Annotated in this window: 21 protein-coding genes; 12 read left to right on the forward strand and 9 right to left on the reverse strand. The window is 62.6% G+C overall.

The annotated features are described in order from the left end of the window. Positions 1-186: 186 nt before the first annotated feature. The 7 genes from QM801_RS05670 to QM801_RS05700 form a co-directional block, all read right to left on the reverse strand. Complete coding sequence (locus tag QM801_RS05670; protein ID WP_415018241.1) at positions 187-360, reverse strand: hypothetical protein; 174 nt, start codon at positions 358-360, stop codon at positions 187-189. Positions 361-517: 157 nt separating this feature from the next. Further along, positions 518-823: a hypothetical protein gene (locus tag QM801_RS05675; protein WP_415018242.1), complete on the reverse strand. Its 306-nt coding sequence runs from the start codon at positions 821-823 to the stop codon at positions 518-520. Then, positions 820-1,494, reverse strand: coding sequence for a hypothetical protein (locus QM801_RS05680; RefSeq protein ID WP_415018243.1), 675 nt, complete (start codon positions 1,492-1,494; stop codon positions 820-822). Before QM801_RS05680 ends, QM801_RS05675 begins: the two co-directional genes overlap by 4 nt. A 52-nt stretch (positions 1,495-1,546) precedes the next feature. Beyond that, positions 1,547-2,947 carry an APC family permease gene (locus QM801_RS05685; RefSeq protein ID WP_415018244.1) on the reverse strand — a complete coding sequence of 467 codons (1,401 nt, stop codon included), beginning with the start codon at positions 2,945-2,947 and terminating at the stop codon, positions 1,547-1,549. Positions 2,948-2,956: 9 nt separating this feature from the next. Further along, complete coding sequence (locus QM801_RS05690; RefSeq protein WP_415020955.1) at positions 2,957-3,112, reverse strand: hypothetical protein; 156 nt, start codon at positions 3,110-3,112, stop codon at positions 2,957-2,959. 16 nt (positions 3,113-3,128) lie between these two features. Continuing rightward, positions 3,129-3,512, reverse strand: coding sequence for a hypothetical protein (locus QM801_RS05695; protein ID WP_415018245.1), 384 nt, complete (start codon positions 3,510-3,512; stop codon positions 3,129-3,131). A 2-nt stretch (positions 3,513-3,514) separates the two neighbouring features. Beyond that, entirely contained in the window at positions 3,515-3,799 is a 285-nt protein-coding gene (locus QM801_RS05700) for a hypothetical protein (RefSeq protein ID WP_415018246.1), read from the reverse strand. 98 nt (positions 3,800-3,897) lie between these two features. Between QM801_RS05700 and QM801_RS05705 the strand changes: the two genes are divergently transcribed. The 10 genes from QM801_RS05705 to QM801_RS05750 all read left to right on the forward strand — a co-directional run bounded on the left by QM801_RS05705 (position 3,898) and on the right by QM801_RS05750 (position 14,555). After that, entirely contained in the window at positions 3,898-4,587 is a 690-nt protein-coding gene (locus QM801_RS05705; RefSeq protein WP_415018247.1) for a helix-turn-helix domain-containing protein, read from the forward strand. A 98-nt stretch (positions 4,588-4,685) separates the two neighbouring features. Further along, positions 4,686-5,588, forward strand: a complete 903-nt coding sequence (locus QM801_RS05710; RefSeq protein ID WP_415018248.1) for a class II glutamine amidotransferase — start codon at positions 4,686-4,688, stop codon at positions 5,586-5,588. Beyond that, a complete protein-coding gene (locus QM801_RS05715; protein WP_415018249.1) occupies positions 5,585-6,268 on the forward strand; it encodes a protein GlxC in 684 nt (227 codons plus the stop codon). Before QM801_RS05710 ends, QM801_RS05715 begins: the two co-directional genes overlap by 4 nt. A gap of 8 nt (positions 6,269-6,276) precedes the next feature. Then, entirely contained in the window at positions 6,277-7,605 is a 1,329-nt protein-coding gene (locus QM801_RS05720; protein ID WP_415018250.1) for an FMN-binding glutamate synthase family protein, read from the forward strand. 56 nt (positions 7,606-7,661) lie between these two features. Beyond that, positions 7,662-8,969: a type III glutamate--ammonia ligase gene (glnT, locus tag QM801_RS05725; protein ID WP_415018251.1), complete on the forward strand. Its 1,308-nt coding sequence runs from the start codon at positions 7,662-7,664 to the stop codon at positions 8,967-8,969. Between the two features lie 41 nt (positions 8,970-9,010). Beyond that, complete coding sequence (locus QM801_RS05730) at positions 9,011-10,261, forward strand: sarcosine oxidase subunit beta family protein (RefSeq protein ID WP_415020897.1); 1,251 nt, start codon at positions 9,011-9,013, stop codon at positions 10,259-10,261. Between the two features lie 4 nt (positions 10,262-10,265). Then, positions 10,266-10,553 (forward strand): sarcosine oxidase subunit delta, encoded by a 288-nt coding sequence (locus tag QM801_RS05735; RefSeq protein ID WP_415018252.1) that lies wholly within the window; start codon positions 10,266-10,268, stop codon positions 10,551-10,553. After that, positions 10,550-13,468, forward strand: a complete 2,919-nt coding sequence (locus QM801_RS05740) for a sarcosine oxidase subunit alpha family protein (protein ID WP_415018253.1) — start codon at positions 10,550-10,552, stop codon at positions 13,466-13,468. Before QM801_RS05735 ends, QM801_RS05740 begins: the two co-directional genes overlap by 4 nt. Continuing rightward, entirely contained in the window at positions 13,461-14,039 is a 579-nt protein-coding gene (locus QM801_RS05745; RefSeq protein WP_415018254.1) for a sarcosine oxidase subunit gamma, read from the forward strand. Before QM801_RS05740 ends, QM801_RS05745 begins: the two co-directional genes overlap by 8 nt. 102 nt (positions 14,040-14,141) lie before the next feature. Next, on the forward strand, positions 14,142-14,555 hold the full coding sequence (locus QM801_RS05750; protein ID WP_415018255.1) for a universal stress protein: 414 nt from the start codon (positions 14,142-14,144) through the stop codon (positions 14,553-14,555). A gap of 92 nt (positions 14,556-14,647) precedes the next feature. On the opposite strand, the gene QM801_RS05755 is transcribed toward QM801_RS05750, so the two are convergent. Next, a complete protein-coding gene (locus QM801_RS05755; protein ID WP_415018256.1) occupies positions 14,648-15,307 on the reverse strand; it encodes a response regulator in 660 nt (219 codons plus the stop codon). 235 nt (positions 15,308-15,542) lie between these two features. Between QM801_RS05755 and ppa the strand changes: the two genes are divergently transcribed. Both ppa and QM801_RS05765 read left to right on the forward strand, forming a co-directional pair. Beyond that, complete coding sequence (gene ppa / locus QM801_RS05760) at positions 15,543-16,070, forward strand: inorganic diphosphatase (RefSeq protein ID WP_415018257.1); 528 nt, start codon at positions 15,543-15,545, stop codon at positions 16,068-16,070. Positions 16,071-16,153: 83 nt separating this feature from the next. Continuing rightward, entirely contained in the window at positions 16,154-16,777 is a 624-nt protein-coding gene (locus tag QM801_RS05765) for a hypothetical protein (RefSeq protein WP_415018258.1), read from the forward strand. A gap of 2 nt (positions 16,778-16,779) precedes the next feature. Here QM801_RS05765 and QM801_RS05770 read toward each other — a convergent pair whose 3' ends face one another. Continuing rightward, positions 16,780-17,172, reverse strand: a complete 393-nt coding sequence (locus QM801_RS05770) for a hypothetical protein (protein WP_415018259.1) — start codon at positions 17,170-17,172, stop codon at positions 16,780-16,782. Positions 17,173-17,204 lie beyond the last annotated feature (32 nt).

Genomic DNA, 17,204 nt, shown 5'->3' on the forward strand with positions numbered 1-17,204 from the left:
ATGACCAAGATCGATTTGCTGCGGTTTAACGCGCTTTTAGCCTGACGCTCCTGCCTCTTAATCAGCGGGTCGAAGGTTCGAGTCCTTCATCGCCCACCATCCTTTTCAAGACATTGAAATTCTTGACACAGTGGAACAATTCGCCTCCCGCCATCAGGGGCAAGGGGCTTAGGCGCTCACCGCGCGTTACCGAGGGGGCTTCCGGCTCTCAACCGAGGACGAAACATAATCCTCATCATCCGCATCATCGCCATCGCTGCCATCGCCATAAACGATGAAGCAAAGCAGCACGAATCCGCCGATCGCAAATATTGCCGCAGCGATGATCAGAATTGCCGAGGTCGACAGCATGCTGCGCATTCAAGCTCAGGCAATGCAAAACTGCAGCGCAAAAATATTAAATTCGGAATTGCACAAACTTGCGATTGTCGGCTGTGAGCGACGGCCGGGTGAGGGAGGGGGCGGTTTTCCCCTCACCTTTGCTAAGCAATTGACTTGCTGTGATAGTGACAAATCTTCATCGCCCCCCATCCTTTCCCGTCTCCGCTCCCGAATTTGAATTGTCTCGTTGCGCCATCGCCCAGCGCAGGCGGGCCGTGCGGTAGGCATCGAGGATCGAGATGCCATAGATGAAGACGCCGCCGATGTGCCGGCCGATGAAGGTCGCTGTTTCGGGCATCAGCCGGAAGCTCACCCAACCGAGTACCACCATGAAGAACAGGAAGGTGAGCCCGCGCTGCGCCTGTCCGAGCAGCACATGGCCTGCACCCGGAATGAGTGCCGCGGCGAGGACCTTGAGGGGATGTACGGGCGTCGTGCTCATGTGGCCTTTCCTGTGCGGTCGATATCCTCCTGGAGCGCGATAAGCTTGTCCAGCATTCCGCGCAGCAGCTGCGGCTCGATTGTCGTGCCGCCGAAATCCGCCTGGCGGAAGACGCCGTAGCGGGCGCGGTCTCCCTCGGCCAGAAGCCGCACGAGGCGCAGGCCGTTGGGCGCCACCAGCAGCTCTTTCATGCGGAGGTCGGCAAACATCGCGGGCACATGCGCCGCCGCGATGTCGAGCGGCAGCATGGCGGCGGGGTCGTCGCTGCGCAGCACCGCGTCCTCCGGAAAGCCTGCTGGCGTGGCGATGCTGTGCGGCAGGAAATCGAAGTTGGAAAAGGTCGTGGGACCTGCGGGCCGCATCATCAGGTCGAAGTTGGCGGTGAAGGGCTGCGGCCGCACCAGCGTCACCATCAGCCAGAGGCTCGGCAGCTTGCGGAGGGCGAGCGTGTCCGCCACCGTGCGGATGGACACCGTATGGCCGCGATAGGTGCCCTCCAGCCTGTGCATGCCCGCTGCCTCGCTGGGGTGCAGCTTCGCGTCCGCGAGAAGCGGCATGACAGCGGAGAAGAGGCGCGCAGGTTCATCGCGCACCGCTGCCCGCCTGCGCTGGAAGTCGCGGTAGAGCAGGTAGAGCAGAAGCACTGCAACGGCAGTTGCAACAAATGTCATCACGGGCACCCAAAGAGCAAATGGCCCGCCGGAGCGGGCCATTCGTGTTGTCTCAGTAACCGGCCGGCTTCGGCCACGGCATGGTGAACTGGTCGCCGCGCTTCACGTAGCGGTAGCGGTAGAAGTGGAACCACAGCGACATGATGATGTAGAACACCACCATGGCGGTGAGCTGCGCACCGTAGCCGAGGAAGATCGCGAAGAACGTCACCACGCAGAGCACGAACAGCACGATCGCGGGCAGCGGGTGGAACGGATGCGTGTAGCCGCGGCGGATCGTACCCAGCGGCCACTTCCTCCGGAACATCATGATGTTGATGCTCATGAAGGTGTAGTGCAGCACGCCCGAGAGGATCGAGAAGGTGATCGCCTGGCCGAGGTTGGCGATGAACGCGAAGGCCAGCGCAATCGGCACCAGGAAGACGATCGAACGATACGGCGTGCGGTACTTCGGATGCACCGCCGAGAACCAGGTCGGAAGATACCGGTCACGGCCGAGCGAGAACCAGGCGCGCGCCGCATCGTTGATGCAGCCGTTCGCCGAGGCCAGCGCCGCCAGGATGGTGGCGATAAACATCATGTACTCGAGCGTCTTGCTGCCCGTGAGCTTGCCTGCATCCAGCAGCGGATAGTAGGTGTAGCCGAGATACTGCCAGGGCATCAGCGAGGCGCAGACATACCAGGTGATGGACGCACCGATGAGGAGCGTGATCATGCCGGCCATGGTGCCGTAGGGCAGCGAGCGCGCCGGCGAGCGCACTTCTTCGGCCGCCTGCGTCGTGCCTTCGATGCCGAGGTAATACCAGATGCCCCAGTGGAAGCCGGCGATGACGCCGATCCAGCCATAGGGCAGGGCATTGTCCGGCGTCACCATGTCGCCAAGGCGCAGCACGGTTCCCTGGCTCCACGGCTGCACCGAGAAGAAGAGAACGATGATGGCAATGAAGGCGATGGCCGTGATCACGAAGTTGACGTTGAGGGACATCAGCACGCCGCGGTAGTTGAGCGCGGCGAGGATGACGATCACGCCCGCGATGATGCCGCGGTAGTGCCAGTCGCTGAAGCCGTCGCCGGCGTAGGACTTGACCGTGTCGGCAATCAGGATGGCGTTCGAGACCTCCAGCATGGTGTAGGCAAAGACCAGATAGAGCGCCACGTTGAAGGCCATGAGCGGCCCGACGATGTGCTTGGCCTGGGCGTATTGACCGCCGGCGGCGGCGACCGTCGAGGTCACTTCCGAGTCGATCATGGCGACCGAGGTGTAGAGAAGCCCGATCACCCAGCAGATGATCAGTGCGGCAAGCGTGCCGCCCTTGTCAGCGGCGAAGTTCCAGCCGGTGTATTCGCCGACGAGAACGATGCCGACGCCGAGCGCCCAGACGTGGGCGGGGCCGAGGATGCGAAGGAGCGAGACCTTCTGCACCGCGGATTTGTCAGTGAGAGTGTTGGTCATCTGGTGCTCCTAGATCTGGTGCCGTTCGGAGACGGCTTCGATTTCGCCTTCACGGGAGGAGGTCAGCATCTCCTCGGAATACTTCGTGTCGGTCTTGAGCCAGTCGTAGAGCATCCAGGCGGCGAGGAGCGCCGATAAGCCCCAGCCGACGTTTGCAAGCGTCATGAACATCCGGGCTCTCCTATTTCTTGCCGTTGAAGCGTTCTTCGATCACTTCGCGGTATTCCTTGTCCGAAGCGCGGAAGAGGAAGACGAAATAACCGACGATGACGATGGTCATGATGATGAGCTGCACCCAGTCGATCGAGTAATCGAACTTGTTCTGGATGATGTCGTGGGCCGATGCGGCGTCGGCAAAACCGAGCTTCACCCACTGCTCGACCTGAGCAGGGGTCTGGCCGAGGGCTTCCCAGGTCGGGTTGTCGATCTTATCGATGGCGCGGGAAACACCGGCCCAGCCTGCCTGCAGCGGCAGCCACAGCGCGGCGAAAATGGCGACGACGACGAAGATGATGTCTAGCCACTGAAGGGCCTTGGACTGGTTCGGAGGGATATACTTGGCCATGATCATTTGTCCCCGTGCATCTGGTCGAGGTGCTTGATGTCGAGGCCGTAGATGAAGTCCTTGTCCGCCGCGTAGTTGCGGACCATGGCGCCGACCGAGGCCGTGTTGAAGATCAGCACGGCGGCTGCCGCGATGAGGCAGACGATCCTGACCCCGCTGTCGGGAATATGCGGCCATGACATGAAGAGCACGAACAGGACGACGATCCAGAGGACCGCCACGAAGGTCCACGCACCGCGCACGTCGCCGCGGTACATGGCCTCAATACGCTGATTGAGGTCAGACATCTCGTTTCCTCCCGCAGACCGAGCGTTGTTCCCCGCGCGTGCTCGGCTGCCCCTTGTGTTTTTGTTTGCTACGGGGCAACTTTATTTTCTGTCAGGAAATGCCTGAACCCGCGTCTTGTCAAGCGGGCGGCGGTGAACAAAAAGTGCTGCACCGCAAAACTGTTGAGCAGAAGATGGACGACTTTCAGAACCCGCACGCTGTCAATCCGAACGATAACCGCTACTTGGAAGAAGCGATCGGCCGCGAGGTCAGGCGCTACCGGGAAAAGCTCGGGCTGACGATTTCTGATCTCGCGAAGCAGTCGGGACTCTCCGCAGGCATGCTATCGAAGATCGAGAACGGCGCAACCTCGCCTTCGCTCGCCTCGTTGCAGGCCCTGAGTCGCGCCTTGCAGATTCCTTTCACGGCTCTGTTCCGCTCGTTCGAGGAGATCCGCGATGCGACCTTCGTGAAGGCGGGGCAGGGTCTGACCATCGAGCGGCGCGGCACCCGTGCAGGCCACCAGTATCAGCTTCTGGGCCACAGCCCCCATGGGCCGGTAATGGTCGAACCCTATCTCATCACCCTCACCCACGAGACGGATGTGTTCCCCACCTTCCAGCATGCCGGCCTCGAATTCCTGTTCATGCTCGAGGGCAATGTGGTCTACCGCCATGGCGACAAGACCTACGACATGCATCCGGGCGATGCGCTGTTCTTCGATGCCGAGGCGCCCCATGGGCCAGATGAGCTGCGCAAGTTGCCGGCGCGCTACCTGTCGATCATCAGCTATCGACGGGACGAATGATGTCATTCCTCTGGTGAATAAATAATTCCTGCTAGTTGACAGGGCCTTTTGCCCTGTTAGGCTGATCCCAATCGCCACAACGGAAGGGAGCAAGGCCCATGTGTGGAATTGTCGGACTTTATCTCAAGAATTCAAAGCTTCAGCCGAAGCTTGGCGCGATGTTCAAGCCGATGATCATCGAGATGACCAACCGCGGTCCTGATTCCGCAGGCGTCGCCATCTACCGCAACCCCGTGAAGAAGAACCAGATCAAGTTCTCGCTCGCCCATGACGATGCGGGCTACGACTGGAAGAAGGTTGACACCGGCCTGGAGCGCTCGCTCCGCTGCGAAGCGACGATCAAGAAGATCGGCAACCACTGCATCCTCGTCACCAACGCGAAAGAGGATGCCGTTCTGAACTGGCTGAAGCACAACCATCCCGCCGTGCGCGTGGTGGGTTCGGGGCACACGATCGAGATATTCAAGGAAACAGGTCTGCCCGAGAACGTCTACGAGAAATTCGATCTCACCTCGGCCAAGGGCACGCACATCATCGGCCACACCCGCATGGCGACGGAGAGCGCCGTCACGACGGCGGGCTCGCATCCGTTCGCCACGGGTGCCGACCTCTGCCTCGTGCACAACGGTTCGCTGTCCAACCACAATCGCCTGCGCGAAAACCTGCGCCGCGAGGGCATGGAATTCCAGACCGAGAACGATACCGAAGTGGCCGCCGCCTACATGACCTGGAAGCTGCGCAATGGCGCCACGCTGAAGGAAGCGCTGGAAGACGGCCTGCATGATCTCGACGGCTTCTTCACCTTCCTCGTGGGCACGGCGGATGGCTTTGCCGTGGTGCGCGATCCCATCGCCTGCAAGCACGCAGTGATGGCCGAGACCGACGACTGGGTGGCCATGGCGACGGAATGGCGCGCCATTGCGCATCTTCCCGGCGCCGAAACGGCGAAGACCTGGGAACCCGAACCTGAAAAAGTCTACACATGGGGTGGCCACGCATGAGCGAAATCGATCTCAAGAAAGAAGGAGTGACGGGCGTCAACCAGCGCCTTTACAAGCTCCCGAAGGACAGCAACGAGCGCCACTGGATCATTCGCAATCCCATGGGCCAGCACGCCATCGCCTGCGGCCTTGATGCACCGCTCACGGTGGAAATCCAGGGTCATGTCGGCTTCTACTGCGGCGGCATGAACAAGCATGCCGATATCGTCATCCACGGCCATGCCGGCGTCGGCGTGGCCGAAAACATGATGTCGGGCACAGTCTGGGTGAAGGGCAATGCTTCGGAGTCTGCTGGCGCCACGGCAAACGGCGGCCTTCTCGTCATTGACGGCGATGCCTCTTCCCGATGCGGCATTTCCATGAAGGGCGTCGACATCGTTGTGGGCGGCTCCATCGGCCACATGTCGGCCTTCATGGCCCAGCGCGGCAACCTCGTGGTCTGCGGTGATGCCGGAGATGCACTCGGCGATTCCATTTACGAAGCGCGTCTCTATGTGAAGGGCAAGGTCGCAAGCCTCGGCTCCGACTGCATCGAGAAGGAGATGCGCGCCGAACATCTCGAGGACCTCGCCCGGCTGCTCGACCTTGCCAAGCGCAAGGACCGGCCGCAGGATTTCCGCCGCTACGGTTCGGCCCGCAAGCTCTACAACTTCAACGTCGATCACGCCGACGCTTACTGAGGCATCTCATGGATACCAACATTCCACGCACCGTGCCGCGCAAATCCGCGACGTTCGATGATTACACGCTCTCTGAAATCCGCCGCGCCGCAACGACCGGCATCTACGACATCCGCGGCGCCGGCGCGAAGCGCAAGCTTCCGCACTTCGATGACTTGCTGTTCCTTGGCGCCTCCATCTCGCGCTATCCGCTGGAAGGCTATCGCGAGAAATGCGGCACCGATGTCATCCTCGGCACGCGCTTCGCCAAGAAGCCGATCGAACTCAAGATTCCGATCACCATCGCCGGCATGAGCTTCGGCTCGCTGTCGGCGCAAGCGAAGGAAGCGCTGGGCCGCGGCGCATCCATGGCCGGCACCTCGACCACGACCGGCGACGGCGGCATGACCCCGGAAGAGCGCGGCCAGTCCAAGCACCTCGTCTACCAGTATCTGCCGTCGCGCTACGGCATGAACCCCGATGACCTGCGCAAGGCCGACGCCATCGAAGTGGTGGTGGGGCAGGGTGCCAAGCCGGGGGGCGGCGGCATGCTGCTCGGCCAGAAGATTTCCGACCGCGTGGCGCAGATGCGCTGCCTGCCCAAGGGCATCGACCAGCGTTCCGCCTGCCGCCATCCCGACTGGACCGGGCCGGACGATCTCGAAATCAAGATCCACGAGCTCCGCGAAATCACCTCGTGGGAAAAGCCGATCTACGTGAAGGTGGGTGGCACGCGTCCCTACTACGACGTGGCGCTCGCCGTGAAGTCGGGTGCCGACGTGGTTGTGCTCGACGGCATGCAGGGCGGCACCGCCGCAACGCAGGAAGTGTTCATCGAACACGTGGGCCTGCCCACGCTCGCCTGCATCCGGCCGGCCGTGAAGGCGCTGCAGGACCTCGGCATGCACCGCAAGGTGCAGTTGATCATCTCGGGCGGCATCCGCAACGGGGCCGATGTAGCGAAGGCGCTGGCACTCGGTGCCGATGCGGTGGCCATCGGCACGGCGGCCCTCGTGGCGCTGGGCGACAACGATCCGCACCTCGAAGAGGAATATCGCGCACTCGGCACCACCGCCGGTGCCTATGACGATTGGCACGAAGGCCGCGACCCCGCCGGCATCACGACGCAGGACCCGGACCTCGCCAAGCGCCTTGACCCGGTGAAGGCGGGCCGCCGCCTCTCCAACTACCTCAAGGTGATGACGCTCGAGGCCCAGACCGTGGCACGCGCCTGCGGCAAGAGCCACCTGCACAATCTGGAACCGGAAGACCTCTGTGCGCTCACGGTGGAAGCCGCCGCCATGGCGGGCGTTCCGCTCGCCGGAACTGACTGGATACCGGGCCGCGGCGGTTATTGACCGCCGCGTTCCGCTTCGACAACGATAAGAACATAAACAGGGAATGGAGACGTATCATGGGCGATCTCGCCAGTTTTGCCAAAGACCACAAAGAGGTCAGGTTCTTCCTCTTCAACTTCACTGACCTTTTCGGCACGCAGCGGGCGAAGCTGGTGCCCGTGGAAGCGGCGGCGAAGATGCAGAAGGCAGGCGCGGGCTTTGCGGGCTTCGCCACCTGGCTCGACCAGACGCCCGCCCATCCCGATATTCTCGTCATGCCGGATGCGGCCACCGCGATCCAGTTGCCCTGGCGTCCGGATGTGGCCTGGGTCGCCGGTGATCCGTGGATGAACGGTGAGCCGCTGGCGCAGGCGCCCCGCGTGGTGCTCCGCCGCCTCACCGAGAAGTACGCCGCCAAGAACTTCACCCTGATGGCGGGCGTCGAGCCCGAATTCCACCTCATCAATTCCGATGGCAGCGCTGTCTCAGACCCGAAGGATACGCAGGACAAGCCCTGTTACGACCAGTCCGCCATCATGCGCCGCCTCGATGTCATCGGCGAGATCTGTTCCACCATGGTGAAGCTGGGCTGGGGTCCGTACCAGAACGATCACGAGGACGCGAACGGCCAGTTCGAGATCAACTGGAACTTCAACGACGCACTCACCACTGCTGACCAGCTTGCCTTCTTCAAGTTCATGGTGAAGGCGATTGCCGAGAAGCACGGCTTCCGCGCCACCTTCATGCCGAAGCCCTTCATCAATCTCACCGGTAACGGTTGCCACGTTCACCTCTCGGTGTGGGACAAGGCGCGCAAGAACAACCTGTTCGAGGACGAGAAGGGCGAGCTTGGCGTCTCCAAGCTTGGCTATCACTTCCTCGGCGGCCTGATGCATCACGCCGCTGCCATGGCCGCGATCACCAACCCGACGGTGAACAGCTACAAGCGCATCAACGCGCCCCGCACCATTTCGGGCGCCACGTGGTCGCCTTCTTCCGTCACCTATGGCGGCAACAACCGCACGCACATGGTCCGAATTCCCGATGCGGGCCGTGCCGAATACCGCCTGCCCGACGGGGCGGCGAACCCCTATCTGCTGCTCGCCTCGATCCTCGTCTCGGGCATGCACGGTATCGAAGAGAAGATGGACCCGGGCAAGCGCCTCGACATCGACATGTATGCCGAGGGCCACACCGTCAAGGACGCCAAGAAGCTGCCGCTCAATCTGCTTGATGCGTTGCGTTCCTTCGAGAATGACAGCTATCTCCGCGAGGCACTTGGCAAGGAAGTGTCGGCGGGTTACCTCAAGCTCAAGCACAATGAATGGAACCAGTATTGCCGCCATCTCACCCAGTGGGAGCGCGAGACGACGCTGGATTGCTAGCGCAACGGTCCGGCGGTCCTCCGCCTGGCCCAGGGACGATGATGAAGTATTCGGTCTTCTCGCTTCTGAAGAACACGCTCTCCGGCCACACGAAGTGGCAACCGGCCTGGCGCGAGCCTGAGCCGAGGAAGGAGTATGACGTGGTGATCGTGGGCGGCGGCGGCCACGGCCTCGCCACTGCCTACTATCTCGCCAAGGAACACGGCATCACCAATGTCGCGGTGCTTGAGAAGTCCTGGCTGGGCTCCGGCAACATCGGCCGCAACACCACCATCATCCGCTCGAACTACATGCTTCCCGGCAACAACCCGTTCTACGAATGGTCGATGAAGCTGTGGGAAGGCCTTGAGCAGGACTTCAACTTCAATGCCATGGTCTCGCAGCGCGGCGTCCTCAACCTCTGCCACACCGATGCCCAGCGAGATGCGTTTGCGCGGCGCGGCAATGCCATGCGGATCGACGGCGTCGATGCAGAATTGCTCGATGCCCATGACGTGAAGGCGATGTACCCCTTCCTCGACTTCAATAACGCGCGCTTCCCCATCAAGGGCGGGCTCCTGCAGCGGCGTGGTGGTACCGTCCGCCACGATGCCGTCGCCTGGGGTTATGCCCGCGGTGCCGACATGCGCGGCGTCGACATCATCCAGAATTGCGAAGTGAAGGGGATCCGCATCGAGAACGGCAAGGTTCTAGGCGTCGATACCAACAGGGGTTTCATCGGCTGCCGCAAGCTCGGCCTTGCCACCGCCGGCAATTCCTCCGAGACCGCGGCCATGGCCGGCCTCAAGCTGCCGATCGAAAGCCATGTGCTGCAGGCCTTCGTATCGGAAGGGTTGAAGCCCTTCATCGATGGCGTCGTCACCTTCGGGGCTGGGCATTTCTATGTGTCGCAATCCGACAAGGGCGGCCTCGTCTTCGGCGGCGACATCGACGGCTACAATTCCTATGCCCGCCGCGGCAACCTGCCGATGGTGGAGCATGTAATCGAGGCGGGTGTCGCGATGATCCCGGCGCTGGCGCGGGTGCGCGTGTTGCGCTCCTGGGGCGGCATCATGGACATGTCGATGGATGGCTCGCCCATCATCGACAAGACGCATATCGACGGCCTCTATCTCAATACCGGCTGGTGCTACGGCGGCTTCAAGGCGACGCCCGCCTCCGGCTGGTGCTTTGCCTACACCATCGCCAAGAACGAACTCCACCAACTCAATGCGGCCTACAGGCTGGACCGGTTCCGCCGCGGCTACATGATCGACGAGAAGGGGCAGGGCGCCACGCCCAACCTGCACTGATGCCATGCTGATCACCTGTCCACATTGCGGAACCCGCCCTGTCGAGGAGTTCACCTTCCTCGGTGATGCGAAGCCGCAGCGCCCCGCCACCAACGATCCCGCCAGCATGGAGCAGTGGTTCGATTATGTGTACCTGCGCGACAATCCGCGCGGCCGCTTCGACGAGTTCGTGCATCATTCCGGCGGTTGCCGAGCCTGGTTCGTCATCACCCGTGATACCCAGACCCATGAGGTCTTCGGTACCGTCACGGCGCGCGACTACGCGAAGAAGCGCGGGAGGAGCGGCGCATGACGTCCTTCCGTCTCTCGTCCGGCGGCCTCGTTGACCGGGGTTCGGAGCTGACCTTCAGCTTCGACGGCAAGTCCTATACGGGGCTTGAGGGCGATACCCTCGCCTCGGCACTCCTGGCGAATGGCGTCTCGCTGATGGGCCGCTCCTTCAAGTATCACCGTCCGCGCGGCGTCATCACGGCGGGCGCGGCGGAGCCCAATGCGCTGGTGGAGCTGCGCGAAGGGGGCCGCAAGGAGGCCAACACCCGCGCCACCATGATCGAGCTCTACGATGGCCTTGTGGCCAAAAGCCAGAACCGCTGGCCGTCGCTCAACTTCGATGTGGGCGCGATCAATGGACTTGCTTCGAAGATGTTCGTGGCGGGTTTCTACTACAAGACCTTCATGTGGCCTGCCGCGTTCTGGGAAAAGATCTACGAGCCCATCATCCGCCGTGCGGCGGGGTTGGGTGCGGCCTCGAAGGAACCGGATCCGGACAAGTACGAAAAGGCCTATGCCCACGCCGACCTGCTGGTGATCGGCTCAGGTCCTGCGGGTCTCATGGCCGCACTCACGGCGGCACGCGGTGGGGCACGTGTCATTCTGGCCGATGAAGGCGCTCGCGTTGGCGGCTCGCTGCTCTTCGAGCGCGAGGAGATCGGCGGCACTTCGGGGCTCGATTGGGCGCTCGCCGTGATTGCCGAACTCTCCGCCATGCCGAACGTGTCGCTGATGCCGCGCACCACTATCTTTGGCTGGTTCGACGGCAACATCTTCGGCGCCGTCGAGCGCGTCAACGACCACGTGGCCGAACCATCGCCTTACGAGCCGCGCCAGCGCTACTGGCGCATTTTTGCCAAGAAGGCCATTCTGGCGGCAGGCGCCGAGGAACGTCCCATCGCCTTTGGCGGCAACGATGTGCCGGGCGTGATGACCGCCTCCGCCATGCGCCACTATGCCAACCGTTACGCTGTCGCGGCGGGCAACAGCATCGTGGTTTTCACCAACAATGACTCCGGCTACCGCACGGCGCGTGACCTGAAGGCTGCGGGCGTGCATGTGGGCGTCATCGTCGACAGCCGCGACGGCGCCAAGGCCGACAGCGGCGGCGTTCCCGTGCTGCGCGGCAAGAGGCTTGCCGATGTTGCGGGACGCAAGTTCGTCAAGGGCGGCGAGCTCAGCGACGGCTCACCCGTCTCCGGTGATGCGATTGCCATGTCGGGCGGCTGGTCGCCGGTCGTGAACCTCATGTGCCATCGCGGTGCAAAGCCCGTCTGGAATGAAAGCATCGCTGCCTTTGTCCCGCCGGATGTGGGTCCGCAGTTTGTCGCCGTGGGTTCCGCAGCGGGCCGCATGCTGCTCTCGGAATGCCTTGCGGATGGTGCGCGCGCCGGAACGTTGAAGGGCAAGACGCCCGCCGTGCCGAAGTGCCGTGACGAGGCCTATGCCATTTCGCCGCTCTGGTGGATGAAGGAAGCCCACGGCAAGGCCTTCATCGATTACCAGAACGACGCCACCGCGAAGGACCTGCCGCTCGCCGCGCGCGAAGGCTACACCGATATCGAACTCGCCAAGCGCTACACCACCACCGGCATGGCCACCGACCAGGGCAAACTCGGCAACGTGAATGCCATCGCCATTCTCGCCGAGGCCACGGGCAAGTCCATCGCCGAAGTCGGCACCACCACGTTCCGGCCCTTCTATACGCCTGTCTCGTTTGGTGCCTTTGCAGGGCCCTTCATCGGCCATCACTTCCAGCCGGTGCGCAAGACACCGCTGCACGACTGGGCCGATGAACTGGGCGCCGTCTTTGTGGAAACCGGGCTGTGGATGCGCTCATCCTGGTTCCCGCGCGAAGGCGAGGACTGGCTCGCTGCCGCCTCGCGCGAAGTGCTGTCCACACGCAACGGAGTCGGCATCTGCGATGTCTCTACCCTCGGCAAGATCGATGTGCAGGGCAGGGATGCGGGCGCCTTCCTCGACAAGCTCTATTGCAATACCTTCTCCACGCTTGCTGTCGGCAAGGCACGCTATGGTCTGATGCTGCGCGAGGATGGCATCGTCATGGACGACGGTACGACGTCGCGCCTCGCCGAAGACCACTACGTGATGACCACCACCACGGCCAACGCCGCCAAGGTGATGAGCCATATGGAATTCTGCCATCAGGCGCTGTGGCCCGATCTCGACGTGCAATATGTCTCGGTCACCGAACAGTGGGCCCAGATGGCGGTGGCGGGACCGAAGTCCCGCGCCACATTACATAAGATCATCGACGGTCTCATTCTCTCGGATGAGACCGTGCCCTATCTCGCAGCTCTCCCGGTCACGGTGCTGGGCGGCATTCCGGCGCGGCTTTTCCGCATCTCCTTCTCGGGCGAACACGCCTACGAGCTTGCTGTTCCGGCCGATTACGGAAACATGGTGGCCCGTTCGCTCGTGCAGGCGGGCGAGGAATTCGGCATCACGCCCTATGGCGTAGAGGCACTCTCGATCATGCGGATCGAGAAGGGCCATGTGGCGGGCGGTGAACTGAACGGCACGACCACGGCAGCCGACCTCGGCCTCGGCAAGATGATGTCCACCAAGAAGGATTACATCGGCCGCATGATGGCGCAGCGCGAAGGCCTCACCGATCCGGCCCGCGCCTGTGTTGTCGGTATCCGTCCGGTGGACACGCGCGACAAGCTGCGCTCGGGCTCGCATCTGCTCACCCGCGGCACACGACCCTCCATGGCCGCCGATCAGGGCTACATCACTTCCGTCGCGTGGTCACCCATGCTGAACATGTGGCTCGGCCTTGCACTTCTCACTAATGGCCGCAACCGCATCGGCGAGGTGGTGCAGGTCTTCGATGGCCTCCGCAACATCCACATGCTGGGCGAGATCTGCGAACCCATGCACTTCGACAAGGACAATGCGAGGCTCCATGGCTAGGCAGGCGCGTCAAATCGAACGGAGCTTCCCGCGTCTTTCGCCCCTGGCCGATGTGGCCGTGCAGGGCCGCTTCGGTGCTGACAAGGGTACAGCCGGCGTCACGCTTTCGGTCCGCCATCCGCTCTCGATTGCAACGGTGATCGCCCGCAAGGGCAAGGGAAAGACATTGGCGGATGCGCTTGCTGCCCTGAAGGGTGCCACGGTGCTGTGGGCCGGGCCGGACCAGTATTTCGTCCAGGCCGAGGGCCGGGGCGAGGGCGCTCTCGCTGCCGAGTTGACGGCAACCTTGCAGGGCGTCGCCTCGGTCTCCGAGCAGAGCCATGGCCGCGTGGTCATCCGCGTGGAGGGGCCAAGGTCCCGCGCCGTTCTTGCCAAGGGCACACCGGTTGATCTTCACGCGTCCGAATTCCCGCTGGGCAAGTCGGCGCTCACGCAGATGGCCCATGTCGGCGTTCACATCACCCGCGTCAGCGAAGATGGGTTCGACCTCTTGGTTTTCCGCGGTTTCTCGGAAAGCTTCTGGGAGTGGCTGTGCGAACAGTCAGAGGAATTCGGCTACCTCGTCCGCTGAAAAATCGGGCAGCGTTGACACGAGTCAATGCGTGTTCACTCCCGGTGATCGAAAGTTCTTGCAGGTAATCGACCTCTGACTTTCAACCAAGGAGAGAAGGCAATGACCAAGAAAATCCTTTGCGCAACGGACGGTACCTCCCATTCCCAGCATGCCGTTGAACTTGCCGCTACGCTCGCCAGCACGCTGGCAGTGCCGCTCGTGATCTGCACGGTCAACGTCGGCCGTGGCGGCGCCCGCGGGCCCCTCATCTTCTCACTGGAAGAATCCGAGGTGAAGCGGATCCTCGATTCCGCTGCTGCGGTCGCGAAGGCTGCGAACGTGAAAACGGTAGAGGAAGTCTCCCTCAAGGCCCGTGAAGCCGCGTCGGCCATTGTTCATTATGCGGAAGAAAACGGCTGCGACCACATCATCACCGGAACGGGTGACAAGCACGGCGTGTCGCGCCTGGTGCTGGGCTCGGTGGCGGCTGACGTTGCAAGCCGCGCCCACTGCACCGTGACTGTGGCGCGATAACGTAACCTTCGGGCAGTTTACTCCACTTGTAAAACGAAAGCTGCGCCTGGACGAAGATCGGGCGCAGCTCTCCGTTTGATTCATCGGCTGCGCTATACCAGTTCCTGCTTGCCGTTCTGGGCCTGCTCTGCTGCGGCACGGCGGGCTCTTTTGTCCGCGATGTGGCGGTAGAGGTTGCGGGCGCTGATCCCCATGGCGCGGGCCGCCGCTTCGCGGTTGCCGCCGTGGGCTGCCAGCATCCGGTCGATGTAGCTCGACTTCAGTTGCTCCATTGTCGGCACGTAGTCGAAGCTGATGGTGAAGCTCTTGTGCTCCTGTCCGTTCGCGGGGGCGGCGATTGTTCTGCTGTCATGCATGGGGTGGTTCTCCGAAGTTCCAAGGGTACGCCGCAGCGCCCGGGTTTCGATGGCGCGCTCGATGGCGGCCGAAAGCCGGGCAGGCGGCACAGGTTTCACCAGATTGTCGGCCGCTCCGGCCCGCAGCGCCTGCTCGATGGCATCTGCCGCCGTGAGCACAATCACCGGGCAGAATTCGTCGAGACGGCGAATGGCGGCGATGGCCTGGGGCGTGAAACTGTCGAGGTCGATGAGGGCGAGAACGGTCCGGCTGCTCACCCGCACCCGTGCTGCATCCTCAAGGGAGGCCAGATGGCCGACCACATAGTGAAGTAGCTGCAATTGCACGGTCAGCAACCGCCGCACCTGCGGATCATCCGCAAGCAGCAGGATTGTATGGTGCCGGGTGTCTTTCACGGGATAGGGCAGGTCCGGTTGGCGTTATGGTCACGCTGCTCCCGGCCGGCCATTTTGTCTTTGATTGGTGTCAACCCGTCTTGAACGCATTGAAGCACCAGTGAAAATAGGCGCTGAGAAAGTTTTGCCGCACCTTCAGCCGGCCTCTTCACCTTCACCTTTGGCAGCGTTGGCAAAGCCGCTCTGCACGCACTAGTGTGCAGTGATTCACATTCTCACCCGGAGACTGCCCATCATGAACCTCGACGCCATTTCCATCGGACGCAATCCACCGAAGGAGGTCAACGTCATCGTCGAAGTGCCGGTGGGCGGGGAGCCCATCAAGTACGAGATGGACAAGAAAGCGGGCGCTCTCGTGCTCGACCGCTTCCTCTACACGTCCATGCGCTATCCCGGGAACTACGGCTTCATTCCGCATACGCTGTCCGATGACGGTGACCCCATCGACGTGTTGATTGCAAACCAGCGCGGCATCATTCCCGGCGCCATCGTGGCGGTGCGGCCTGTCGGCGTGTTGAAGATGCAGGATGAAGCGGGCCATGACGAGAAGGTCGTGGCCGTGCCCGTGCCCCGGCTCACCCGGCGCTACGAGAACATTCACAACTACAAGGACCTGCCCGAGATCACCCTGCAGCAGATCGAGCACTTCTTCGCCCACTACAAGGATCTTGAAACGACCAAGTGGGTGAAGGTGGTGGGCTGGGGTGACGCTGCTGAATCCGAGCAGATGATCCTCGACGCCATTGCCCGCGCCAAGAAGTGACGCCCATTGACGCGGCCTCCCGCCTTGGCTTCCATGGCGGCATGAAGCATTCGCTTGCCGTTGCATTTGCGTGGGGTTGGGCCGTGACCTTGGCCGTCGGGGTCTCAGCTGAGGCGATGGCCGGAACGCTGGAGGATATCCGCGGACGCGGCGTCGTCACCTGTGCTGTCGCTGCCGATGCACCGGGCATTGCCGAAAAGAAGAACGGCCAGCGCAGCGGCCTCGCCATCGATCTCTGTGCCGTGCTTGCCGCGGCGGTGACTGGGCACGCCACGAACGTTGCTTTCGTCGACGTGACGGAGAGCGACGGCATCGTCTCATTGCAGGCGGGCGAGGCGGATGTTCTGTTCGCGCCGGCACAGTGGAGCTTCGCGGAGGAGGTCAATGACGGCGTGCTGCTGCTTGAGCCGCTGTTGAAGCGAGAGAGCGATGGCAAGGTCTTCGGCCCGATGCTGCGGCAGGGCGACGATGCCTGGTTCGTGACCCTGCGCTGGCTGCTGGAGGCCTTGCGGAAGGACCCGAAGAGCCTTCCGCCCGAGGCTGCCGAGCAGGGCGTCACCCAGCTCGGGCTGGCGGCGGGCTGGACTGACCGAGTTGCTGCTGCGTCAAAGACTTACGACCAACTCCTGCAATCCCACATGAGCGCGCTTCAGGGTGCCGGCTGGAGCGTGGTTCCAGCGCCGGAGGGCATGCGTTTCGGCCCGTAGGCTTAGCTGTTGGGATCCTGGAAGTTCGGCGCAACAGGGCGGAGCGGCGGACGCGTGGTGCCGAACACGGCAGGACGCGGCGCGGTCCGCAGTTGCGGGGCTTCCGGTGGCGGCGGGATTTGCGGCTGGACACCGACGCTGGCGCGGATGTTGCTTTCGATCACCACGTCCTGGGCGCCGCCCACCAGCATCAGGTGTTCCACGTCGTCGCGGCGGATCAGCACCAGACGGCGGGTCTGATCCATCTCGTAATATTCGCTGATTCCGAGCCGTGAACCGCGGCGGCCGCGCACACGGCCATTGAAGGAGCGGAGGATCATGGCAGCCCCGACCAGCACCACAAGCGCGATCAGGATCAAGGCGATGACGGTGTAGTACGGCTGCAGGTAGTCCATGACTTGGTCCTCATACTCCCAGGGTCACAGAG

The organism is Aestuariivirga sp. (genome assembly GCF_047600585.1).
GTDB lineage: Bacteria > Pseudomonadota > Alphaproteobacteria > Rhizobiales > Aestuariivirgaceae > Aestuariivirga.